General features: G+C 56.0%; 18 protein-coding genes, 2 tRNA genes and 1 other RNA gene. 12 read left to right on the forward strand and 9 right to left on the reverse strand.

The genetic code is table 11. The features are described 5' to 3' along the window. Window positions 1–80: 80 nt before the first annotated feature. On the reverse strand, window positions 81–1,808 hold the full coding sequence (gene ade, locus FEAC_RS07770) for an adenine deaminase (RefSeq protein ID WP_035389248.1): 1,728 nt from the start codon (window positions 1,806–1,808) through the stop codon (window positions 81–83). A 128-nt stretch (window positions 1,809–1,936) separates the two neighbouring features. On the opposite strand from ade, the gene FEAC_RS07775 reads away from it, so the two are divergent. After that, a complete protein-coding gene (locus FEAC_RS07775) occupies window positions 1,937–3,352 on the forward strand; it encodes a purine-cytosine permease family protein (protein ID WP_052566042.1) in 1,416 nt (471 codons plus the stop codon). A gap of 116 nt (window positions 3,353–3,468) precedes the next feature. Here the strand turns inward: FEAC_RS07775 and FEAC_RS07780 are convergent, their stop codons facing one another. Further along, on the reverse strand, window positions 3,469–4,053 hold the full coding sequence (locus FEAC_RS07780) for a COG4315 family predicted lipoprotein (RefSeq protein WP_052566044.1): 585 nt from the start codon (window positions 4,051–4,053) through the stop codon (window positions 3,469–3,471). A gap of 141 nt (window positions 4,054–4,194) precedes the next feature. Here FEAC_RS07780 and FEAC_RS07785 point away from each other — a divergent pair, with 141 nt between their 5' ends. Both FEAC_RS07785 and FEAC_RS07790 read left to right on the forward strand, forming a co-directional pair. After that, on the forward strand, window positions 4,195–5,469 hold the full coding sequence (locus tag FEAC_RS07785) for a histidine--tRNA ligase (RefSeq protein WP_052574655.1): 1,275 nt from the start codon (window positions 4,195–4,197) through the stop codon (window positions 5,467–5,469). Between the two features lie 157 nt (window positions 5,470–5,626). After that, window positions 5,627–7,738 (forward strand): S53 family peptidase, encoded by a 2,112-nt coding sequence (locus FEAC_RS07790; protein WP_052574656.1) that lies wholly within the window; start codon window positions 5,627–5,629, stop codon window positions 7,736–7,738. A gap of 130 nt (window positions 7,739–7,868) precedes the next feature. Here the strand turns inward: FEAC_RS07790 and FEAC_RS07795 are convergent. Beyond that, a tRNA-Ser gene (locus tag FEAC_RS07795) sits at window positions 7,869–7,955 on the reverse strand. A gap of 56 nt (window positions 7,956–8,011) precedes the next feature. Continuing rightward, window positions 8,012–8,950: a prephenate dehydratase gene (gene pheA, locus FEAC_RS07800; RefSeq protein WP_081901067.1), complete on the reverse strand. Its 939-nt coding sequence runs from the start codon at window positions 8,948–8,950 to the stop codon at window positions 8,012–8,014. 44 nt (window positions 8,951–8,994) lie between these two features. On the opposite strand from pheA, the gene larB reads away from it, so the two are divergent. The 3 genes from larB to FEAC_RS07815 are packed head-to-tail and all read left to right on the forward strand — an operon-like array spanning window position 8,995 to window position 11,845. Then, window positions 8,995–9,693, forward strand: a complete 699-nt coding sequence (gene larB, locus FEAC_RS07805; protein ID WP_052566049.1) for a nickel pincer cofactor biosynthesis protein LarB — start codon at window positions 8,995–8,997, stop codon at window positions 9,691–9,693. A 12-nt stretch (window positions 9,694–9,705) separates the two neighbouring features. Next, window positions 9,706–10,878: a nickel pincer cofactor biosynthesis protein LarC gene (gene larC, locus FEAC_RS07810; RefSeq protein WP_152623143.1), complete on the forward strand. Its 1,173-nt coding sequence runs from the start codon at window positions 9,706–9,708 to the stop codon at window positions 10,876–10,878. 25 nt (window positions 10,879–10,903) lie between these two features. After that, a complete protein-coding gene (locus FEAC_RS07815; RefSeq protein WP_052566051.1) occupies window positions 10,904–11,845 on the forward strand; it encodes an aldo/keto reductase in 942 nt (313 codons plus the stop codon). A gap of 153 nt (window positions 11,846–11,998) precedes the next feature. Here the strand turns inward: FEAC_RS07815 and FEAC_RS07820 are convergent. Further along, window positions 11,999–12,083 (reverse strand) — tRNA-Ser (locus tag FEAC_RS07820). A gap of 72 nt (window positions 12,084–12,155) precedes the next feature. Between FEAC_RS07820 and ffs the strand changes: the two genes are divergently transcribed. The 3 genes from ffs (at window position 12,156) to recR (ending at window position 14,967) form a co-directional block, all read left to right on the forward strand. After that, window positions 12,156–12,254, forward strand: an RNA gene (ffs, locus tag FEAC_RS14675) — signal recognition particle sRNA small type. A 97-nt stretch (window positions 12,255–12,351) separates the two neighbouring features. After that, a complete protein-coding gene (dnaX, locus tag FEAC_RS07825; protein ID WP_052566052.1) occupies window positions 12,352–14,370 on the forward strand; it encodes a DNA polymerase III subunit gamma/tau in 2,019 nt (672 codons plus the stop codon). 3 nt (window positions 14,371–14,373) lie between these two features. Then, window positions 14,374–14,967 (forward strand): recombination mediator RecR, encoded by a 594-nt coding sequence (recR, locus tag FEAC_RS07830; RefSeq protein WP_035389250.1) that lies wholly within the window; start codon window positions 14,374–14,376, stop codon window positions 14,965–14,967. A gap of 2 nt (window positions 14,968–14,969) precedes the next feature. Here the strand turns inward: recR and mce are convergent, their stop codons facing one another. Further along, complete coding sequence (mce, locus tag FEAC_RS07835; RefSeq protein ID WP_035389252.1) at window positions 14,970–15,377, reverse strand: methylmalonyl-CoA epimerase; 408 nt, start codon at window positions 15,375–15,377, stop codon at window positions 14,970–14,972. After that, a complete protein-coding gene (gene ccrA, locus FEAC_RS07840; RefSeq protein WP_035389254.1) occupies window positions 15,377–16,741 on the reverse strand; it encodes a crotonyl-CoA carboxylase/reductase in 1,365 nt (454 codons plus the stop codon). Before ccrA ends, mce begins: the two co-directional genes overlap by 1 nt. A gap of 83 nt (window positions 16,742–16,824) precedes the next feature. Between ccrA and FEAC_RS07845 the strand changes: the two genes are divergently transcribed. Next, complete coding sequence (locus FEAC_RS07845; protein WP_035389256.1) at window positions 16,825–18,006, forward strand: acetyl-CoA C-acetyltransferase; 1,182 nt, start codon at window positions 16,825–16,827, stop codon at window positions 18,004–18,006. 381 nt (window positions 18,007–18,387) lie between these two features. Here FEAC_RS07845 and FEAC_RS07850 read toward each other — a convergent pair whose 3' ends face one another. Both FEAC_RS07850 and FEAC_RS07855 read right to left on the reverse strand, forming a co-directional pair. Further along, a complete protein-coding gene (locus tag FEAC_RS07850; RefSeq protein WP_035389257.1) occupies window positions 18,388–18,960 on the reverse strand; it encodes a peptidylprolyl isomerase in 573 nt (190 codons plus the stop codon). 37 nt (window positions 18,961–18,997) lie between these two features. Then, window positions 18,998–19,747, reverse strand: coding sequence for a peptidylprolyl isomerase (locus tag FEAC_RS07855; RefSeq protein ID WP_160290360.1), 750 nt, complete (start codon window positions 19,745–19,747; stop codon window positions 18,998–19,000). A gap of 116 nt (window positions 19,748–19,863) precedes the next feature. Here FEAC_RS07855 and FEAC_RS07860 point away from each other — a divergent pair, with 116 nt between their 5' ends. Next, the gene (locus tag FEAC_RS07860) at window positions 19,864–21,072 is read left to right on the forward strand and encodes an aspartate kinase (protein ID WP_035389258.1); all 1,209 of its coding nucleotides are present in this window, start codon (window positions 19,864–19,866) and stop codon (window positions 21,070–21,072) included. Beyond that, window positions 21,069–22,082 carry an aspartate-semialdehyde dehydrogenase gene (locus tag FEAC_RS07865; RefSeq protein ID WP_035389260.1) on the forward strand — a complete coding sequence of 338 codons (1,014 nt, stop codon included), beginning with the start codon at window positions 21,069–21,071 and terminating at the stop codon, window positions 22,080–22,082. Before FEAC_RS07860 ends, FEAC_RS07865 begins: the two co-directional genes overlap by 4 nt. Window positions 22,083–22,249 lie beyond the last annotated feature (167 nt).

The raw sequence follows: 22,249 nt of genomic DNA on the forward strand, positions 1-22,249 counted from the left end.
TCAACTCCTCCTACTGTAGCTGAGCCAGGCCGATTGTGCACGACAGCTCCTCAGCGCAGATCTAACACCATCGAGTCTGATTAGTCAACGATGAGTGGTGTGACTGCAAATCGCTCAACATCGATGAGCCCATGATCGGTGAGCTTCAAGGCAGGTATTACCGATAGGCCAAGGAACGAGAGTGTCATAAAGGGAGCGTCTAACGACGAGCCGAGGACCTGTCTTACGACATTCTGCGCATAAGCAACTTGTCTACCAAGCTCTTCTGCTGGCAAATCAGCCATAAGACCTGCGATTGGTAGCCTGACTTCGGCGAGTATGTCGCCGTTCAGACAGACCGCTTGGCCGCCACCAGTCGAAGCGATGTGATTGGCGGCTACCGCCATGTCGTGACGCCCCTGATCTGAGTTCGCTCCAACGACCATGAGGTTGTGGGCGTCATGGGCAACCGTCGAGGCTATTGCTCCCCGGGCTAGTCCGAAACCTTTGAGATAGCCGTGCCCACGTCGGCCTGTGCCCAGATGACGTTCAATAACCGTTAGTTGGTTGAGTGTCGAGTCGTCCTCAGCGATGGTGACAATCTCCGATCCTGTCAACAGTGAATGCTCGAAGACCTGGATTACACGAACGCTCTGGCCAGGGGAGACGTCGATTTTAAAGCTGTCTGCCGTGAGACTCTCTTTGAGGTGGACGGTGCCTAGGAGTACTGGCAATGGCTTGACGTGGTCGATGGGCGCAACCAGCCTACCGTGACGAGCGACTACGTCTCCGTGCTGAATGACCATCTCTGGTACGAGGCGATCCATGGACTCGTAGATATTGAGATCAGCCTGGTATCCCGGAGCTACAATCCCTAAGTGGTCGAAACCATGGTAGTCAGCCGCATTCATAGTGGCCATCGTGAGGGCATCTTCTAGCGAGATGCCTGCCTCGATGGCGACCTCGATACAGTGGTTGATATGTCCATGGTCGACGATGAGGTCGGGTTCGCGATCGTCGCTGCATAACGCGACTCGACTGGTCCCATGGTCGATTACAGTCCTAGCAAAGCTGGCGAGATTTTGGCTTGCTGAACCGTGCCGCAGGAAGACCCACATCCCTTTGCGCCTCTTCTCCACGACCTCATCGTATGTGAGCATCTCGTGATCTGATTCGATACCGGCGCAGAGATAGGTGTCGAGTAGTCGGCCAGTGACACCCGGGGCATGGCCATCAACCCTGTGTACGCCGGCGGCTGTGATTTTGGCGAGCAGTTCAGGATGACCAGCTATCACCGCCGGGAAATTCATAACCTCGGCGAGACCTATGCCGTTCGTGTCGGCTAGTACTTGTTGGATGTCATCGAGGTCGAAGCGGGCTCCAGGGCTCTCGAACTGGGAAGCGGGAACGCAGGATGATGCTGAAAATCCGAAGGTGAATGGAAGCCCTCGTGTGGCCTCTATCATCGCCATAACCCCAGTCGAACCAAGAACATTGGCCATTTCATGAGGATCGTTGGCAACGGCGGTGGTACCCCACGGCAGGACGGCGGCGACAAAGTGGGGGATCCAAAGCTTGGTCGACTCGATGTGCATGTGGGCGTCTATGAAACCTGGAGTAGCAGATGCCCCATCAAGATCAATGGTTGCACGAGCGTCACGCGCTCCCCAACCCACGACGGTTCCATCCGCGATCGCGATGTCGGTGGTGATCCACTCCTTGGTGGTCGGCACGAAGAGATGAACGTTTTGAAGAAGGAGATCACAAAGAGCATCACCACGAGCCTTTGCGAGAAGACGGGACGAATGCCGGCGATGTTGTTCGAACACTGTTTTAGTTTAGTTGCCCTTGGATGACTATGAGAGGACATGGGAGTTCATCGTTCTGTCACAGACAGTGCCTACATCATCCGGTACGCTAGTGTCATGTCGTCGCCGTTTGGTTGGAGAGGTTGGCCATGAAGAAGGTATCTGAGGCGGCTGTCGAGGAGGCTGGGAGCCTGATCGAGACGCGAGGAATTGACTATATCCCAGAGTCGGAGCGATGGGCACGACCTCGAGATCTGTTCTGGATGTGGGCGGGAGCTCTGTTCAACGTTGAGTATGTCGTCTATGGTGCACTCGCCATGAGCTTTGGACTCTCGTTTGCTCAAGCTGTGGGCATAATATTGATAGGCAACCTCTCCTTCTTTCTGCTTGGCCTCACCAGCCTGCAAGGGCCCGATGCTGGTACTACGACCTTTACGATCAATCGCGCCGCCTTTGGCCCCAACGGCTCCAGGCTGCTGGCGCTCTTTAACTGGCTGACCCAAGTTGGGTTCGAGACCGAGGGGCTGGCCTTAATCGTACTCGCAGCCATCGCTCTGTTTCATCAAGGTGGGATCAACGCCGGTACCGGTTTGAAACTGGTATTCATCATCGTGGCGGCACTGATCCAGCTCGTACTCCCATTGTTTGGCCATGGCGCGATTCTGCGAACCATGCGTATCCTCTCAGTACCGTTCTTGATTTTGTTCGCTTTGATGGCGGGGCTTTCGTTAGGAAAACTGAACGTGCACTCGGTGGCTCATGGGGCAAGCTGGCAGGTCATGTTCGCTGTTCTCGCCGTGATTATCTCGACTTCTGGTCTCGGTTGGACTGAGAATGGGAATGATTTTTCTCGCTATCTGCCTCGTAGCGCATCCAAGACCAAGACGGTCTTGTGGGTGTTTCTGGGTACCGCGATCCCATCGATTCTGTTGATGGTTCTCGGGGCAGCAATTTTCACTTTTGTGCCGAGTGCGACGAATCCAATAAGTGGGCTCCCGCAAGCCTTCCCAGCCTGGTTTCTCACCCCATACCTGTTGATCGCCATTTTGCAGTTGTTTGCGATCAATAGCCTTGACCTATACTCCTCCGGGGTGACACTTCAGGCACTTGGATTGAAGCTCTCCCGACTTCAGGCCGTTGTTCTAGACACTGTCATCTGCGCAGCACTCACGGCTTATGCAACGTTTTCGAATAGCTTTAATACGCTACTTGGAGACTTTGTCCTCTTCATTATCGTCTGGGTTGCGCCTTGGACAGCGATCTATTTGGTTGACTGGTTACTAAGACGTCGACGTTATGATGCCCACGCTCTTCAACAGGAGCGTGGCGGCTTGTACTGGTCGAACAAGGGAGTGCACTGGCCGGCGATCATCGCCCAGATTCTCGGTATGCTCGCATCGCTGTCGGCGATCAACACTACCATCTTTGTCGGCCCGCTCTCTAGGGCGAGCGGAGGTGCTGACTTCTCAGTCTTCACCGGCATTATCGTGGCGGCAGTCGTCTATTGGCTGCTTGCACGCAATCTGGGTCGGCCACAAACCCTGGAGGTTGAGAGCCAAGCTTAACAGGCCTAGCGTTTTAGGAGTCGTTTCGCATGGATGCCGGTCGGCCGTGACTCGACATCTTGGAGTCGCTGGCACCAACTCCGCTGGATGTTGGAAGGTGATGGTAGAGTGTAGTCCTACCAGCCGCTGCTAGATTTGGATCCGCTGCTAGATTTGGAGCCGCTGCTCGAGCTCGACGATGTAGTGGAAGAGTAGGTTGCTCCACCACTGCCGCTTGAGGTGACTGGTTTTCCTGCAGGGCTGATCACATACCAGTAGCCCCCAAAGGCGTTGATACCCTCACCATTCACTTGATGTGGACCGCCGTCGCTCGCGAAGGTATAGAGAGGATGACCGTTGTAAGTCACCTGTTTTTGTCCATTCGAGCGAGTGATACTTCCTACAAGCTTTGAAGAGGCTCCTCCGGAAACCGTTGGTGACCCGGTCACTGGTGGCCAAGCCTTTGCACATGTGCCAGTGCAGTTCGACTTGCCCTTTGTGTCTCCAGTGAAGACGTAATAGGTCTGCCCAGCCTTTGATGTCAGAATGGTTCCATAGCCTGACGAACTCGATGTGGCGACAGTCGCACCTGTGCTAATCGTTGAGGCATTCGAACTCTTCGTTGTTGAACTGGTAGAACTCGTCTTTGAGCTGGTTGACCCACAGGCTGCAAGCGCGAGCCCAGTCAATCCAAGCCCTACTACTGCTAGTCGGACGTTCATGATAGCTTCCTCCCCCTCGGCATCATCGGTGTCGAATCATCGACAACGTTAACAAAGCTGTGCAGTCGATATTCCATTCGAGTTGAGTTGGGCGGACTGGAATCCTCAGACGTGCCTTAGAATTTGGGGGAGGAGGTAATTATGCAAGCGCCTCGCCCGATGAGGGGAATGAGAGATGTTCTACCTGGTGAAGCCGGAGTTAGGCTGCACACGCTCCAGGTGATTCGTGAAGCCTATCGTCAGCACGGTTTTTTTGAGATCGAGACCCCTGTGGTGGAGACGATGGAGACCTTGACGAGCTCTGGTGCCGGTGAAAATGAGAAGTTGATGTTCAAGGTCTTGAAGCGTGGCGAGCGTCTAGATGCGGCGCTCGCTGGTACCGAGGATGAACTCGCGGATGCCGCTCTTCGTTTTGACCTCACCGTTCCACTTGCTCGTTTCTATTCGATCAACCAGTCGAAGTTACCGAAACCATTTTATGCCATGCAGCTTGGACCGGTGTTTCGTGCCGAGCGCCCACAACGAGGACGTTTCCGTCAGTTCCTGCAGACCGACATCGACGTCCTTGGCGATCCCAGTTATCTGGCGGAGGTGCAGTTGTTGATCGCCGCTACCTCTGCACTTCACAAGATCGGGCTAGAGGGGTTCGAGATTCGTCTGAATGATCGGAGAATCCTTGAGTTTCTACTTAACAAGCTGGAGATTCCTGACGATCGCTTCACCGGTGTCATGATCGCACTCGACAAGCTCGATAAGCAGAGCGTGGCAGAGGTCGTCGCTGAACTTCAGGCGAAGGGGATCGCCGCAGATCAGGCTACCCACCTAGTGGCGGTGCTCGGAGAGTTAAGCGAGGCGTCGAGTCTCAAGGCTTTGGCCGATCTTGGTGTACCCAAGGCGCTGATAGCTAACTTAAGTGCGATCCAGCAGCACGTCACCACCTCTGTCCGTGATGTTCCGGTGGTCTTTGATCCGCTGATCGTCCGAGGAATTGGTTACTATACGTCTACGGTCTATGAGATCATCCACCCGAAATGGTCGGGTTCAATCGGCGGTGGCGGGCGATACGATCAGCTTCTCGCTCGCTTTGGTACCGACACTCCCGCTTGTGGCGTCTCACTCGGTTTTGAGCGAGTCGTCGGTCTGGTAGAGGAGCTTGGGCTAATGCGCGAGACCGGAGCGCGACGCTTGACGGTGATCTTTGAGCCTGACCATCAGACCGCAGAAGCGTTGAGCAAGGCCCGTCATTTTCGCAGGGAGGGCTATCTCGTGACTTTGTTGGCCCACCAGAGTGGTGCGCGGTCGCCGATGAAGCGTATTGCCTTGTCAGCAGAGGAGCTGAAGGCAGAGGGGTCGGTCGACAGCTTCTACCATTTCACGGTTGGAGTCGACGAGGCCCCGAGACTCCTGATCCAGTAACCTTGGCTCGTATAAGCACACCAACAAGAAAAGTTGCGTTTTTTAGCCAATTGCTAACTTAGGCTCTCCAAGTTTGCTACGATTCGATCAGCGTCTCTGGTTGACGCTGCATTGGTCTCGATCGCTGGTCGAGTAGCTAGCCTATGAGGGGGTTAAATTGAAGAAGAGGTTTACACGGCATGCTGTAACGCTCGGCGCCGCGGGTGTTCTTGGAATCGCGACAATGGCTATGGCATCACCGGTGACGTCACTGACCGCGTCGCAAGCGCTGGCTCCAAAGGTGAGCGTTCCTGGTGGCTTGGCACCAGGAATCGCTGCTGAGTCCACGCCCACTGGTGCCACGGCGAGTACCACCCAGATGCGTGTGTCATTTATCCTGAAGGGCCAAAATATCGCCAGTCTCCAATCAAAGGTTGATGCTGGATGGACAGGTCCGTACCTGACGCCGATGGAGTTTGCCCAGCAGTACGGTCAGACCCAACAGTATGTAAAGCAACTGATCTCCTACCTGAATTCGTATGGTATCCAAGCCCAAGCGATGACTGACATGCTGGACGTGACGTCGCAGGGAACGGCGGCCGAGTACCAGAATGCGCTGTCGGTACTGTTCGACAACTATGAAGTGCCAGCTTCTTCGGCGACGGTGAGCAGTGGGCCAGCCGCAAGCACTCAGCAGGTGTTTGCTGCAACACACAACCCTCAACTGCCCTCCAACCTTGCTACCAATATCGAGGCGGTGTTGGGACTCACCAACTACGCGCCGTATCAATCACTGTCGATTCCTGGCAAGGCACAGGTCACGCCGGGTTCAACTGCGGCTAGCGGTGGAACTATACCGACAGGAACAGCTCCAAGCTCGCAACTACCACAGGCGTTCGAGAAGCAGTACCATTTGACCACGGTGCTGAATGCCGGTTCGCAAGGCCAAGGACAGACGATGGGGATCGTCACTCTAGCAAGTGTGAATCCAAAGGTTCCGGCATACTTCTGGGAGAATGTAGCCCACATTGCGGTTCTACCGAATCGGCTCACGCTCGTGAACGTTGACGGTGGGGCTGGTGCGGTGAGCCTTAACAATGGCTCTGACGAGACCACCATCGATGTCGAGCAGTCTGGATCTATCGCACCACAGGCCAAGATCGTCGTATATCAGGCACCGAACACCGACTATGGCTTCGTCGACGCCTTCTATCAAGCCGCGAGTCAAAACGTCGCTGGCTCACTCTCGGCAAGCTGGGGCGAGTCAGAGACGGCTATTCAGTATACGGTGGCAGCAGGACAAGAGTCCCCAGGATACGCAGCCGCATTTAACCAAGCCTATCTAGAGTCTGCAGCCCAAGGACAGTCAGTCTTTGTCTCCTCCGGCGACCAGGGGGCCTACTCCCCAACCGGGGATATCGGCACCTACAACCTCGGAGTCGACAGCCCAGAGGACTCCCCGTATGTGACCTCTGTTGGTGGCACTACTCTTCCTGGAACCCAGGTCTATCCGATCACCGATAAGCGCGGAAGTGTGACTGGATACGAAGAGGTTAACATACCCAAGCAGTTGACATGGGGGTGGGACTATCTGTGGCCAATGTACCAGGCGTTGGGAGCGTCTAGCGAGTCGGCCGCAGCTGGTGGCCTGATAGTTGGATCAGGAGGTGGCTACAGCGCTTTGTTTAACGGGCCCTCTTATCAGGCGGGGGTCGGTGCCAGTGGCTACTCTGACTACCAGTTCATCAACCCGACCTCATATCAAGATATATCGCCGACTAACCTCTATCTGCCGACCAGCTTTACATTGAATCCGGCACCAGGACTGAGCACTGGCACTAATGCCGGTTTCCGAGCCACTCCTGATGTAGCGTTCAATGCTGATCCACAGACCGGATACGTGGCCTATGATCCACAGTTTGTGCAGCCCTTTGGATCGGCACTTGTTGACTTCGGTGGGACAAGCTTCATCGGTCCACAGCTCAACGGCGTGACCGCTGTTTACGAGAGTTCGTTGGGTCATCGTATAGGATTCTGGAATCCGAATATTTATCGGTTCGCAGCGTCTAGTAATTCGCCGTTCCACCCATTGGATTCGAATACTGTGTACAGTGGACCGGTCTATTATTCTGGCCGTAATCATGGAAAGTCATTGCAAATCACCGGTGAGTTCACCAATACCAACGACTACTATACCGGCACCTCTGGAGCGATTTACAATCCCGGATCGGGACTTGGCTACGCCAATCTATCCAAGTTGTTGATTGACTTTGCCGGAGTTCAGCAGTAGTTCTTTGAGCCCTTGGCGAGTGGCTGCGCGGGGAGACCTTTGCAGCCACTTGTCTTGTGTTCAAAGGTGGATGCCAAGGCGATGGTCATCGTCCCAAAATCGATCCGATTGGGTGGCGATTTAGAAGCAGTGGCGGAGGGAGTAGGATTCGAACCCACGAGGCTTTTGGCCCAAAGCATTTCAAGTGCTTCGCATTCGTCCGCTCTGCCATCCCTCCGCTTGAAAAAACATACTAGAGCCCAGAGCACAAAGACGGCGCTATCGGCACTCACCTCATTGGGTTGGACGAGATGATTCAATCTGCCCGAGAAGTTCTCCAACCAGAGGGTCGATGGTTGAATTTGCCTCAGAATGGTGTTTCTGGTTGACGAAGGCTGGATAAGATCCGAGGAACTTCACGTGACCAAGGTAGCGATTCAGGTCGGTGATGACCTCTTGGACATGCCGTTCGGCGATGTGTCCGCCGAAGTCGATCGCGAAACAGTAGATTCCGATGCCGGTCTTGGTGGGACGAGACTCGAGCTTGGTGAGGTTTATGCCTCTTGAGGCTATCTCAGCCAAGATCGATAGAAGGGAACCCGGACGGTCCTCGACTTGGAAGCAGACGATGCTTGTCTTGTCGTCGCCGGTAGGTCGTGGGATGGTGTCGTTGTTGAGCAACAGAAAACGAGTGGAGTTAGCTGCATGGTCATCGATGTCGGCGATGAGCACATCAAGTCCGTAGAGTTCGGCCGCTCTCTTTGGCCCTATCGCAGCAATCGCGTCCGATTTCGCGTCGGCAACGAGCCGAACTGCCTCGGCGGTAGAGTCGGTGTGATGGAGTTCGGCCCGAGGGAGTCGATCACGGAGAAACCGACCCACCTGTGCAAGGGCATGCGAGTATGAGTAGACGGAGTGAATGTCTTCTAGCCGTGCTCCCTTTGCCGCGATCAGCTGCTGTCGGACTGGGAGTATGTACTCTGCATAGATTTGGAGTCGAAAGCGGAAGATCATTGCATCGAGGGTTGGGGTTACCGTACCCTCGATTGAGTTTTCGATTGGCACAAAGCCGTAGTCACTGCTGCCAATGACTACGTCGGTGAGGACATCTTCGATGGTTGGACGTGGGATGCCATCGTAGGGTCGTGTTCCCATGAACTCGATCAGAGCCTCTTCGGTAAAGGTGCCAGCTGGCCCTAGGTAGGCTATTCGCACTCGGTGAGGTTCGTCCATAGGAGGAGACTAGCCGGAGTCGCGTCGCCCGGTAGGCTCAAACTGTGAATGAAAATCCGACAGGTGGACTCCGTCGTGGTGAGTTCGGTTGGTTCGATGCCGGACGTAGGGCGAGAATCGGGATCCCAGAGGCGGTATTCGCCGCCGGCAAGGGGGATGCCGCCCTCGTTGAGATGATTGAATTTGCTCTCGAGGGAGAGGGGCCGGTGCTTGTCACCCGACTCGACCCAGAGCGTTGGGGACTCATCGCTGACCGCGCAGACTGGCTCGCATTCCCTCCAATCGCAGAGGGGGAACCATACGTTACGCTGGTGGCCCGTCCACTGCCACGGACTGGGCCAAAACGGGTGGCGATTCTAGCAGCGGGATCCTCGGACCGTGTGATGGCACTTGAGGCACGGGCAGTACTCACCGCGCTCGGTGTTGACTCCCACCTCGTCCTCGACTGTGGTGTGAGTGCTCTGAAGCGCACTCTGGTCGCGCTCGACGAGACCTCCGACGCTGAGGTGTATATCGTGCTTGCAGGGTTCGAAGGAGCACTTGCGACCGTGGTTGCTGCATCGGTGGCACAGCCAGTGATTGGCGTGCCAACCTCAGTTGGCTATGGTGTCGCCCGAGGGGGAGAGACCGCCATGGCCTCGATGCTTGCTTCATGCTCGCAAGGGTTGATGGTGATGGGAATCGATAACGGTTTTGGCGCCGCATGCGCTGCGCTTCGAATCGTAGGAACTAGGTCAACTTAGGTGCGAACCTTGGTGATCAACCCAGCGCACGGGGTAGCAGGGGACATGTTGATGGCTGCGTTAGCCGAGGCGACACACTCGTTCAACGAGCTAGAGACACTCTTTGCGCCGTTGTCGCGCTGGTGCTCGCTTGAGTTTGAAGAGGTCGATCGCTCCTCACTCCGTGCGATCCATTGCCAGGTGAAGCTGACACCGGATGCGCCCAGCCTGTCGCTTGAGGAGCTCAGATCACGGATTGGTGAGCTACTAGATGCCTCAAATGGTGTCGAGATCGCCATGACGGCGCTCGACCTGATCGCCGCCGCAGAGGTGGAGGTCCACGGTGGTGGTGTTCATCTCCATGAACTGGCTTCGGTCGATACCCTGGTCGATCTTGTGGGAACTGCTTATCTCTGTGCCATTGCGCGGATTGACGCCATTTCTATCATGCCCGTAGGGATTAACTTCGGCTCGATGGAGATGGCTCACGGTCAGCTTCCATTGCCGGGTCCAGCAGTGCTTTCGCTCCTTGCCAAGGCTGGACTCCAGGTTGTCGCAGGACCCGGGCATGAGAGCGTAACTCCCACTGGAGCTGCTCTTCTATCCTCTCTTGCCGGTGTGTTTCCCGCTGGGACTGGCACAGGCACGATCGTGGGAGTTGGCTACGGAGCGGGCATACGTGATACTCCGTCGCTGGCGAACGTCTGCCAGGTGGTAATCGTGGACGATCTCGCAACTGTCGCTTCCGCTCCTTGGTTCGAATCGATAGGGGTTATAGAGACCTACCTTGATGATGTGAGTGCCGAGTTGCTTGGAGCCTTTGTCCAGGAGAGCTTGGGGGTCGGCGCACTCGATGCTTACGTAACGCCAGCCACAGGCAAGAAGTCGAGGCCAGGTGGGGTGCTTACCGTGCTCGTAGACCCGTCCGATCTTGCTACGATGGTCACACGGGTCCAGCGGTCCTTGGGTGTGCCAGGGGTTCGCTTCCGTCTGCAACAACGCAGTCGTCTTCATCCAAAATTTGTAGAGGTCAAGTTCGAGGGACATACCTTGATGGTCAAGGTTACGTCTGTTGGCGCTAAGCCGGAGTTTGAGGATCTGCAACGAGTAGGCCGCGAACTCAGTATCCCGCTTGGAGAGTTGCGCGATCGCGTGATGGCGGTCTACCTCGCTGGTGTTGCTCACGGTGGCGAGGTCGAACATTGAGTCGAAACTAGAGCGAGGAGTGGTGATGAGATTTCGTCAATTGGGTAGGTCTGGCCTTCGGGTGTCGGAGGTTGGACTTGGATGTAATAACTTTGGTGGGAGACTTGAGTTTGAACCCTCCAAGGAGGTGATTCTCGCCGCCTTTGAGTCCGGCATCAACCTCTTTGATACCGCTGATATCTACGGAGGCAACGGAGCTTCAGAGGAGATCATGGGTGAGGTAATCAAACCGTTCCGACATGAGGTCGTCCTCGCTACCAAGTTTGGCATGGATATGGGTGATCGCGATATTGCCCGCGGATCTCGTAAATATATGATGAAGGCGCTCGAGGGATCATTGCGACGGCTGCAGACCGATCATATCGACCTCTATCAGCTGCATCAGCCTGACCCACTGACGCCTATCGAGGAGACATTGGCTGCGCTCACCGACGCCGTCCATCAGGGGAAGATACGATACATCGGTTCCTCGAACTTCGCTGGATGGCAGTTGGTGGAGGCGGAGCTGTTGGCGCGATCATTGGGCGCAGAGCGACTCATCTCAGCGCAAAATCACTATTCAATACTTGAGCGTTCGGTTGAGGCCGAGCTGATTCCGGCGGCCAGCAATTACGGAGTAGGGATACTACCGTTCTACCCCTTAGCTTCTGGACTGCTCACCGGCAAGTTTCGACGTGGAGAGGCGCCCGCGGCGGGCACTAGGCTCGCCTCTCGACCAGAGCAGCTCGGTAGCGCCGAGTGGGATCTAATCGGGAGACTCGAGGTCTGGGCTAAGGAGCATGACATGGAGCTTTTGGATCTTGCCTTCGCCTACCTCCTGGGTGAACCCCAGGTTGGATCGGTAATCGCTGGAGCTACTTCGCGAGCACAGGTGCAGCGGAACGTCGCTACGCAGGCACACGTGCTTACTGTGGCGGAGCGCGATGAGGTTCGCGCCTGTATTGGCGATACTCAGAGCGCGAAGTAGCCACACGGTAACTTGTCTTCCGGATGGTTGAGCTGTTGGTGACAGTGGCCACCGAGGCCGAAATCGGTATTGAACCAAGATCGCTTTCTAGCCGGGATCGGTATTGCCTGGTGCTCGAGCCAAGGGACCGTTGGTGGCCCCTTGGCTCAGGCGCGGAGGAGGTGGGATTCGAACCCACGGTGAGTTGCCCCACACGCGACTTCCAATCGCGCCGATTCGGCCGCTCTCGCACCCCTCCGGGTCTCAGAGCCGTCAGGCTCCAAGCGTGCTACACTAGCTTATAGTTTCTTTGGACCGTGTCCATCACGGAGGTCGGGCCCCACGTGGCGGGACCTCGTGAACCGGGTCAGGGCCGGAAGGCAGCAGCCCTCAGCAAGGTATCTCGGGTACCGTGGGTCGCCTGACTTCCGTGATGGACACGGTCGCGTGCTTGCAGCCACTCTGAATCAGCAGCCACTCGATACCATCGGGCACTTCGAGTGACGCCTCGACATTAGGATGGCGTCGTGTCCGCGAACTACCAGTCCCTTTATCGGAGGTTTAGACCCCAGCGATTCTCGGAGGTGCTTGGTCAAGACCATGTGACCAGGGCGCTGCGGGCGGCGGTCGCGTCTGATTCGGTCGGCCATGCCTATCTGTTTTCAGGGCCGCGCGGGACCGGCAAGACCTCTACAGCACGGATCCTTGCCAAGGCGCTGAACTGCGAAAATCTGCAGGATGGCGAGCCCTGCCTCACGTGCTCGTCATGTGTCTCGATCGCATCGGGTGGTTCGGGTGAGGTAGAGGAGCTCGATGCAGCCTCAAACTCTGGGGTTGATGCGATGCGTTGGCTGATTCAAACCGTTGCCACAGCAGGGACGGGCCGGTGGAAGGTATACATCATCGACGAGGTTCATATGCTCTCGACGGCGGCGTCGAACGCCCTCTTGAAGACGCTTGAAGAGCCTCCTCCGCACGTGATCTTTATATTGGCGACCACTAACCCGCAGAAGGTGCTTCAGACCGTCGTCTCAAGAACACAGCACTTCGAGTTTCACCTGTTGGATATGGTGGCGGTGGGCGAGGTCGTCGACGACATCGCCAACAGGACAGGTGTAGAACTCAATGCTGCGACACGCCAATGGGTGCTCCGGCGAGGGAGAGGATCAGCCAGGGATACCCTTTCGGTGCTAGAACAAGTACTGGCCTCTGGACAGGTGATCCCAGAGGTTGATACGTCGATCGAACTCGCGGTAACCAGTCTTCTCGAACTCGATGCCAGTGCCACGGTTGTGGCAGTTGAAGATCTGCTGCAGACAGGCAATGATCCGCTTTGGGTTGTTTCTGAGATGTTACTACGCCTTAAGGATCAGTTTCTTGGCAATCTCAGTGGTCAAGGCGGCGACTATCCACTTGCTCGAATTACCCGAGCGATGGAGACGTTGGGTCGTTTGAGCGTCGGTGTTCGTGATGCACTAGATCCGGGTGTGGTTTTGGAGGCGGTCCTGGTCCAGCTGATATCGGACTCGAGCGGAGGGGCTGATCTTGAACAGCGTGTACAACGACTTGAGGAGGCGCTGCGCCAAGGCGCTAGCTCACCGAGCCCACGTTCAGAACCCACGAGAGCGCCGGCGACCACCGAGACAAGGCCAGCTCGCGAGGATGTAGCCAGATCCTCGGGTAACGACTTGGCGCGACTTCGTGGGGTGATAGGTCGGCCGTCAGGACGTCCGGCAGCGGGGAATCCTGCTGAGACCCCGTCCACTGTGGACCAGAGCTCGTCGGCCCCACAGACGCTTGCCTCTAGGCCAGCGCAGCCTCCGAAGCGACCCAGCACAGTTGATGCTCTGACTGTGTTAACGACTGAGACTGAACAAGACCTGGGGTTAGCTCGTGTGGGAAATGCCAGTAACGCAAGTGGGAAACAAGACGCCGCCGACGGTGTTATTGGCACAGATCCTGAGATCGTCGCGAACCAGGTTGATGCTGTGTCGACGCGCGATGCCAACTCCGAGGATACAAGCGATCATGAATCCAAGGAGGAGGCGACTGGAGAACCTTTACCGCCGTCGCCACGGTTTGCAGAGCCTGTTGACGGAGACCTCGACCTAGCATCTACCGATCGGCTACGCTCAGTTATACAGGCAGAGTGGCTCGAGCGTTATCTGCCTACGCTCAATCAACGTAACATCCGAACCTGGATCCGTGATACTCGACTCACGGTTTTGGGGGCTGGTGAGATCGGCATCGTACTCGATCACGAGACACGCCGAAAGAAGCTTGAGCCCTATCTAGATGAGATTGTGGCAACACTCCGTCAACTCTATGGATCGAGCCTTCGTATCCGACTTCTGTTGGAGAGCGAAGCTCATGACGCCGCTCCTGCCTCAGTTGAGGAGATGGATCCCCACCAGGAGTCAGTCCTCGACCCTGAGGAGGAGGTATCCACGACCTCTGTGTCGACGCAGCGTTTCAGCGACGATGCCATTATCGCCAACGTAACCGAAGTCTTTCCGGGCGCCCGACTGATCCAAGGAGAGCTCTAAGCCATGTATCCTGCCTCGTTGGCCAAGTTGATGGACGAGCTTTCTCGACTCCCAGGTATTGGTCCAAAGTCAGCGCAGCGAATCGCGCTCTTCATGGTCAAGCGTGGTCCTGGAGATGCTCAGCGGTTGGCAGAGGCGCTATTGGCTGCGGCGACTAACACCAAGCGTTGCAGAGAGTGCTTCTCATTGAGTGAAGACGAACTCTGTAGTGTTTGTGCGAACCCGAGCCGAGATCGCACGGTCATCTGCGTAGTCGAGGAGCCGAGAGATGTGCTGGCCTTTGAACGGGGATTGTCGTTTCGTGGTCTCTATCATGTTCTCGGCGGAGCGATCAGCCCTATGGATGGGGTTGGTCCAGAGCAGCTGCATCTCACGGAACTCCTCAACCGCCTGCGTGACAGTTCGGTAAACGAGGTTATTCTCGCCACCTCCTCGACGATCGAAGGGGAGGCGACGGCTACATATATCGCCAAACTCGTGGCGCCAGCTGGTGTAGGAGTCTCAAGACTGGCCACGGGTGTTCCAGTTGGAGGCGATCTCGACTACGTGGACGAGGTCACGCTCTCGCGGGCTCTCGATGGCCGCTACCGGCTGTAGAGCTAGTTATCACGCTCTTCAACGAGTTCGATAAGTGTACCGTTCGCACTTTGGGGATGGACGAAGGCAACCAGAGTGCCTCTGGATCCTGGGCGAGGTTTGTCGTCTATCAGTGTAAAACCCTCAGCCACGAGCTCTTTGAGCGCCTCGGCGCAGTCTGGAACGCGTAAGGCGATGTGGTGGAGCCCCTCGCCGTGTCTGTCTAGGAACCTGGCTACCGTCGAGGACTCGTCGAAGGGCGAGAGCAGCTGGATATAGGATTCAGCCACCCGGAGCAGCACCTCGTCGATACCGTCGGATGCGACGCGTTCTCGGTGAACGACGAGGCCACCGAGGATCTCATATCGTTTAATGGCTCCCTCAAGGTCGATTACTGCGATCGCTACGTGATCGATCTCGGTGATCTCCATCACCTCTCCATCGTCTTGTCTTTGGCGAATCGTTCAAAAAGGGTGATTTTGTCCTCGCCAACACGCTCTCTCATCGACTGATCGGTGATGCCAAGACCATCAGCAGGGCTGAGGCAACGGATGCCGACCTTCCCTTCATGGAGGTTGGCCCGCACCACATTAACCGCCTCGCCGACGCGAGTGAGGTCAAAGGTGGCTGAAAGAACCGGCTGCACCATCCCCTTGGCGATGAGTCTGTTAGCTTCAAAGGCCTCGCGGTAGTTGGCAAAGTGACTTGCCTTGATCGATTTGAGCTTCATCCATAGGTGGCGGTTGTCATACTCGATTCGATAGCCAGAGGTTGCGGCACAGGTCATGATCAGCCCGCCACGTTTGGCGACGTATACCGAGGCTCCCATAGTCTCACGTCCTGGATGCTCAAAGACGATGTCTGGATCCTCCCCCACGAGTGCACGAATGTCACCGCCAAAACGCCGCCACTCGCTCTCGTCCTGCGTATTCTCGTCCTTCCAGAACCGGTAACCGTTGGCCGATCGATCGATGATGAACTCACAGCCCATCTCACGCAGCAGCGCCGCCTTTTTCGGTGACGATACAACACCTACGGGAATACCTCCGCCGTTTAGTACGTACTGAACGGCATAACTGCCTATACCACCAGTAGCTCCCCAGATGAGTACGACCTGTCCTTGTGTCATGCCGGCGCCATTCTTGGAGACGATCATACGATATGAAGTCGAGTTACACAGTGGATTGATCGCAGCCTCTTCCCAACTCAGGTGAGCTGGCTTTGGCATGATCTGATTCGCCTTCACGATCGCAAAGTCTGCGAGACCACCGAAGTTCGTCTCGAACCCCCATATACGCTGCTCTGCGGCCATCATCGAGTCGTCGTGGGACGACGGATCCTGATCGTCGACGTAGTTGCAGTGAATCGTCACACGATCACCGATGCTCCAGTTGCGCACTGCTGAGCCAACACGAACGACGATACCGGAGGCGTCGGAGCCGAGGACATGGTAGTCGAGATCGTGGCGACGATTCCACAGGTTGTGGGATCGTCCCATCCGCTTAAGGAAATCAAAAGTAGGTACCGGTTCAAAGAGCGATGACCAGACGGTGTTGTAGTTGATCGATGACGCCATCACCGCGATGACCGCCTCATCCGGAGCTAGCTCAGGCATTGGGACCTCGTCAACGTGCAGTGAGCGCGATGGATCCTTTTCGGCTGACGGGATGCCGTCGAACATCGCGATCTCGTCCTTCCGTAGAAAGGCGGCCCGATATCGGTCGGGGAGCGGCAGTTTAGCCAACTCCTCTCCGGTCGCGTCGGCATTAATGGCATCGATGAGCTCGGTTGTCATGGTCGTATGCTACCAGAAAAGCAAACGATTCTTGATCGATCGCGCTCCTCTCGTATACTGGGACTACGAAGAAAGGATGCACGATGGCAAATTCTGTGATCGTATCGGGCGCACGTACGCCTATTGGAAAGCTCTCAGGGGCGGTTGGATCGTTGACTGCGATGGACCTTGGAGCGGTCGCTATAAAGGGAGCGCTTGCGCGTGCTGGACTCTCACCTGAGGCGGTCGAGTATGTGTTCATGGGGCATGTGCTCCAGGCTGGTCAGGGCCAGATCACCGCACGTCAGGCTGCGGCAGGGGCTGGTATTCCAATGACTATCCCTGCCACGACCGTCAATAAGGTGTGTCTTTCAGGTCTCAATAGTCTGCACTTGGCAGATCTCATGATTAGGGCAGGAGAGGCGGACATCGTCGTCGCTGGCGGTATGGAGTCGATGACCCAAGCCCCATACTTCTTGCCTGGAGCACGCAACGGATTCCGCATGGGTGACGTGCAGTTGATTGACTCGATGCTCTATGACGGTCTGTTCTGTGCCTTTGACAAGATGGCGATGGGTCTTGCTACCGAGCGTTATCTCCAGCTAGCACCGATATCTAGAGAGCGCCAAGACCACCTCTCGATGCTTTCGCACGAGCGCGCCGCTAGGGCGATGAAGAACGGGCGGATGGCCAAGGAGATCGTTCCGGTGCCGGTACCCCAGCGTAGAGGCGATGATGTGATTGTTGATGTTGACGAGGGTGTCCGACCAGAGACGACGATGGAGTCGCTGGCTAAGCTGCGTCCAGCCTTCGATAAAAATGGTGCTATTACCGCCGGCAATGCATCACAGATCAGCGATGGTGCTGCAGCGCTTGTTGTTATGTCCGCAGCAAAAGCCGCTGAGTTGGGCCTTGCCCCGCTCGCTGAGATCATCGGCTATGGTCAGGTTGCTGGTCCTGATACCTCGCTGTTACACCAGCCATCGAATGCCATCAACGATGCGCTGCGGCGCGTCGGAATGACTGTCGGTGACATAGACCTCTTTGAGATCAACGAGGCCTTTGCCGCGGTTGCAGTTGCATCCATGGATCATCTCGGAATCGACGAAGACGTAGTGAACGTCAATGGTGGTGCGATAGCATTGGGCCATCCGATTGGGGCTTCAGGTGCTCGACTTGCCTTGACACTGATCACCGAGTTGAACGAGCGAGGCGGTGGCGTGGGTGCTGCTGCCTTGTGTGGCGGTGGGGGCCAGGGAGATGCTTTGCTCGTCAGGGTGCCGTAGCGATCGAGATGTCCTCCGGGCGAGGCCGCGGCGACTGGGAGCGGTCGAGAGTTTGCTGTTGGATGACAGATTCGGTCGCAGGCTGTAAGGCTGGGCCGGTCAGGCTGCTGGCGAGTGGCGACCGTGTCATCTCTTAGTCAAGAGACTCGCTCCGTTAGAGCGCCGAGGGATTCACACAGGGTCGGCGCTTAGCCCCTAAGATCTGTTGGGGTCTGAGATCATGCATTGCTCAGGCTACAGCGCCATCTGAGGCACCAGCCCATGCGAGTAGTGGAAGTAGGTGTACGACAACTCTGCAACCCTTCTAGGGCCGAGGCTAGCATGTAGAGGGATGAGAATTACGCTATAGATTGCTCGGCGGTCGAGCTGGCCATTTTAGCGCTAGGACTGCTGACTTATCTTGACCGAGGTAATCGTGCAAGTCGCCTTCGGCCTCCCACCTGGTGAGCCGTTTAGGTCGAGTGCAGTTATGACTTCGTCGCCTTCAGTTAGCTGACCGAAGAGGCTGTACAGTGGAGGTAATGAGACCCCACTTGCGCCGGAGATGATGAAGAACTGACTTCCATTGGTGTTAGGTCCGGCATTTGCCATCGCGAGGCTGCCTCGCTGGTACTCCCCTGGGTTCGGAAGTTCATCACGGAACTGATATCCTGGGCCACCGGCTCCTGAGCCGGTGGGATCGCCGCCTTGAACGACGAAGCCTGGAATTATCCTATGGAAGTTGATGCCGTCGAAGTAGTGATAACGGGCCAGAAAGACGAAGCTGTTAACCGTGATCGGAGCTCGATTGGCGAACAGCTCAAAGCGCATAGTTCCATGGTTAGTCTCCATGATCGCTTCGTAGTTGGCCCCGTCTTCGAGACAATACGAAGGGCTGGCGTCGAAGTGCCGAACCTGCGGACTCGAACCATCGGCCTCCGGGCATGGATAGTTATCCTTTTTCTTGCCAACCATCGTATGAGCCTCCTTCTACTTATCTTCCGGTCTGTCTTTACTTAGTGACCTGGATAGTGACGGTGTTGATCTTGTAGGTGGTCTTCGGTGGGATACCGTTGTTGGCGGTGCTCCCTCCTGCGTTAATCTTTGCGATTACCGAGAGCCCCTTGGTCACCTGGCCGAAAACACTGTAGGTGTTGGTCAGTCCCTTCTCCCCGGAGGTGCCGGAGACGATAAAGAACTGGCTCCCATTGCTATGCGGTTTGCCGGTATTCGCCATAGCGATGGTGCCGAGATGGTATGAACCCGCGGGAGGGTTCTTATCGGCAAAGCTATATCCAGGGGTGCCAAAGTCATTGTTGGTAGGACTGCCACCTTGAATGACAAAGCCTGGAATGACTCTGAAGAACGTCGTGCCGTTAAAGAAATGATAGAGCGAGAGGACGTAGAAGTTGTTTGCGGACTTAGGACCCAATTTGGGTTCAAGTTTCACGTCAAAGGTTCCGGCAGTCGTCTTGACGACAGCAAGGTAGTGATAACTGGGGTTGAGACACTCGGGTGGATACTTCTTGAAGTGAGTTTTGCGTGGTATGACCTTGTTTGGGTTGGGACATCCGTCTGGCAACAGATAACTAGCGGTCTTGGCGGCCGTGGAGGTCGTCTTGGTCGCCGCAGCCGACTTCTTTGTCTGCGGTTTCGTGAGTAGGTAGATCCCTACGAAGACCACGACGGCAGCGACCACCACAATCACTCCGTTGCGGATAAATCGCCGTCGCTTCGCACGTGCGAGTTCCGCTTCCTTCAATTTCAGTTGATTCGCTCTAATTCGAGCCCGCTTTTCGCTTGGCACGTGAACACTTTAATAGCATGAGTGCCCTTCATCCTCTTGGATGAGCGCATTCAAACTGGTAGATTGGTCGCGTGGCTCTCATAATTCAGAAGTATGGTGGAACTTCAGTGGCCGATGCCGACCGTATTCGGACGGTCGCCGATTACGTTGCCCGCTCCAAGCGAAGGGGCGACGATGTTGTTGTCGTGGTCTCGGCGATGGGAAAGACCACTGACGATCTGGTTCGACTCGCTGGAGATGTGAGTGCGACGATTCCTCCACGTGAGATGGATATGTTACTCACTGCTGGTGAGCGGATCTCAGTCTCTCTCCTCTGCATGGCGTTGGCTGATCTTGGCGTCGCCGCGGAATCGTTCACTGGTTCGCAGGCAGGTATCATCACAGACACCGACCATACCAAGGCCAAAATTGTTGAGATCAAGCCCGATCGTATCAAGAGTTGCCTTGCTGCCGGGGTCGTACCAGTGATTGCAGGCTTTCAAGGAGTGTCGACTGAACGCAACGTCACCACCCTCGGGCGAGGAGGATCCGACACCACAGCGGTAGCGATCGCCGCCAGCCTTGGTGCTACCGTTTGTGAGATATATACTGATGTCTCCGGCGTGTTTACTGCCGATCCACGTGTGGTTCCTAGCGCACGAAAGATTCCGCGAATCTCTTTTGATGAGATGCTCGAACTCTCCGCCTCCGGCGGACGTGTGCTTGCGCTGCGCTCGGTCGAGTTTGCCAGGAATTATGGAGTGACACTCCACGTACGTTCCAGCTTTACCTGGGAGCCAGGAACTTGGGTAGTTGAGGAGGAAGAGACGATGGAACAGGCAGTAGTAAGTGCGATTTCTCATGATGCCTCCGAGGTAAAGCTCACCCTTTTGAAGGTGCCTGATCGCCCCGGAGTGGCGGCACACATCTTTCGTGTGATCGCTGACGCCGGCGTGAATATTGATATGATTGTCCAGAACACCTCGATCGAGGGCCACACGGACATCTCTTTTACCGCCCCAAAACTGGACTTGGAACTAGCTCGCAGGGTCACCGAGGATGTGGCTAGGCAAGTTGGCGCGAGCGAGGTGATAAGCGATACGACAATTGGCCGAGTATCGCTCATTGGAGCAGGCATGAGGTCACACCCCGGAGTAACCGCAACTATGTTCGAGACCCTCGCAAACCACAACATCAATATCGAGATGATCTCAACATCGGCGATTCGGATCTCCTGCGTTATAAGAGTGGAGCAGCTTGAGACCGCGGTGCAGGCGTTGCACGAGGCATTCTCGCTATGAAGAGTGTTGGAACGCTAGCGGTAGTTGGGGCAACCGGTCAAGTTGGCGCTGTGATGCGCCATATCCTGCTGGAGCGCCAGCTGGCATTCGATCGGCTCCGGTTTTTCGCGTCACCGCGATCGGCAGGCACCTTTCTAGAGTTTGACGGACACCAGCTTGAGGTCGAGGACGTCGAGACGGCTGATCTTGCTGGCATCGACTACGCGTTGTTCTCGATTGGTGCTACCGCCTCGAAGATCTACGCTCCTCGTTTTGCTGAGGCAGGAGCCATTGTAATCGATAATTCATCGGCATATCGCATGCATCCCGACGTTCCTCTTGTGGTACCTGAAGTCAACCCTGGCGATGCCGCCCATCGAGCACTCGGAATTATTGCTAATCCAAACTGCACCACTATGATTGCGATGTCTCCTTTGGCCATCATAGATCGCCTCTTCGGGTTGAATCGAGTTGTCGCCGCTACCTACCAAGCTGCATCAGGGGCTGGAAGAGCTGGGGTAGCTGAATTGAGCGCCCAACTCGAGCGCCCGAATTTGGGCGCACTCACCTTCGATGGCGGCGCTGTTGATTTTGCGCCGCCAGTGAAGTTCCCTGCCGTGCTCGCCGGGAACGTAATCCCTCTCGCTGGAGAGCTCCACGATGGCGATACCTCAGAAGAGGAGAAGTTTGTTAATGAGTCGAGAAAGATTCTAGGACTGCCAGATCTGCGCGTTCATGCAACCTGTGTGAGGGTGCCGGTATTTACTGGACATAGTATTGCAATCGTGGCTGAGTGCCAAACACCCCCAGAGGTAGGTCGTCTGGTCGCAGAACTCGATCGGCATAAGGGTTGTCAGGTGGTTGACCTACCTACACCGATGGCTTCGACAGGAATCGACCCGGTCCTTGTTGGGCGGATTCGCCTTGATAGGTCATCGACCAACGGAGTCGCTTTCTTCGTCTCAGGCGATAACTTGCGCAAGGGAGCCGCGTTGAATGCAATCCAGATCCTAGAGATGTTGCTACAATAGACGGGACGCTTCAATTACAGCTGGCAAGCTTGCTGCCAACGTTGAATACGGTTGTATCCCGTTTCGGGAGTGTTCGTCTTAATATCATAATTGCCTAAAGAAGCTGGCTTTGGTTCGGTCGGTGCTTTCCGCCTGTGTGGTCGGGATGTGGATCCTCGCTCTAGTTG

Source organism: Ferrimicrobium acidiphilum DSM 19497, from assembly GCF_000949255.1.
GTDB lineage: Bacteria > Actinomycetota > Acidimicrobiia > Acidimicrobiales > Acidimicrobiaceae > Ferrimicrobium > Ferrimicrobium acidiphilum.

Excerpts from the sequence above, each read along its gene's own strand:
- FEAC_RS07775 (WP_052566042.1), top strand. The coding sequence starts at position 1,937 with ATGAAGAAGGTATCTGAGGCGGCTGTCGAGGAGGCTGGGAGCCTGATC.
- FEAC_RS07780 (WP_052566044.1), bottom strand. The coding sequence starts at position 4,053 with ATGAACGTCCGACTAGCAGTAGTAGGGCTTGGATTGACTGGGCTCGCG.
- FEAC_RS07785 (WP_052574655.1), top strand. The coding sequence starts at position 4,195 with ATGCAAGCGCCTCGCCCGATGAGGGGAATGAGAGATGTTCTACCTGGT.
- pheA (WP_081901067.1), bottom strand. The coding sequence starts at position 8,950 with ATGGACGAACCTCACCGAGTGCGAATAGCCTACCTAGGGCCAGCTGGC.
- FEAC_RS07815 (WP_052566051.1), top strand. The coding sequence starts at position 10,904 with ATGAGATTTCGTCAATTGGGTAGGTCTGGCCTTCGGGTGTCGGAGGTT.
- recR (WP_035389250.1), top strand. The coding sequence starts at position 14,374 with ATGTATCCTGCCTCGTTGGCCAAGTTGATGGACGAGCTTTCTCGACTC.
- mce (WP_035389252.1), bottom strand. The coding sequence starts at position 15,377 with ATGGAGATCACCGAGATCGATCACGTAGCGATCGCAGTAATCGACCTT.
- ccrA (WP_035389254.1), bottom strand. The coding sequence starts at position 16,741 with ATGACAACCGAGCTCATCGATGCCATTAATGCCGACGCGACCGGAGAG.
- FEAC_RS07845 (WP_035389256.1), top strand. The coding sequence starts at position 16,825 with ATGGCAAATTCTGTGATCGTATCGGGCGCACGTACGCCTATTGGAAAG.
- FEAC_RS07850 (WP_035389257.1), bottom strand. The coding sequence starts at position 18,960 with ATGGTTGGCAAGAAAAAGGATAACTATCCATGCCCGGAGGCCGATGGT.
- FEAC_RS07865 (WP_035389260.1), top strand. The coding sequence starts at position 21,069 with ATGAAGAGTGTTGGAACGCTAGCGGTAGTTGGGGCAACCGGTCAAGTT.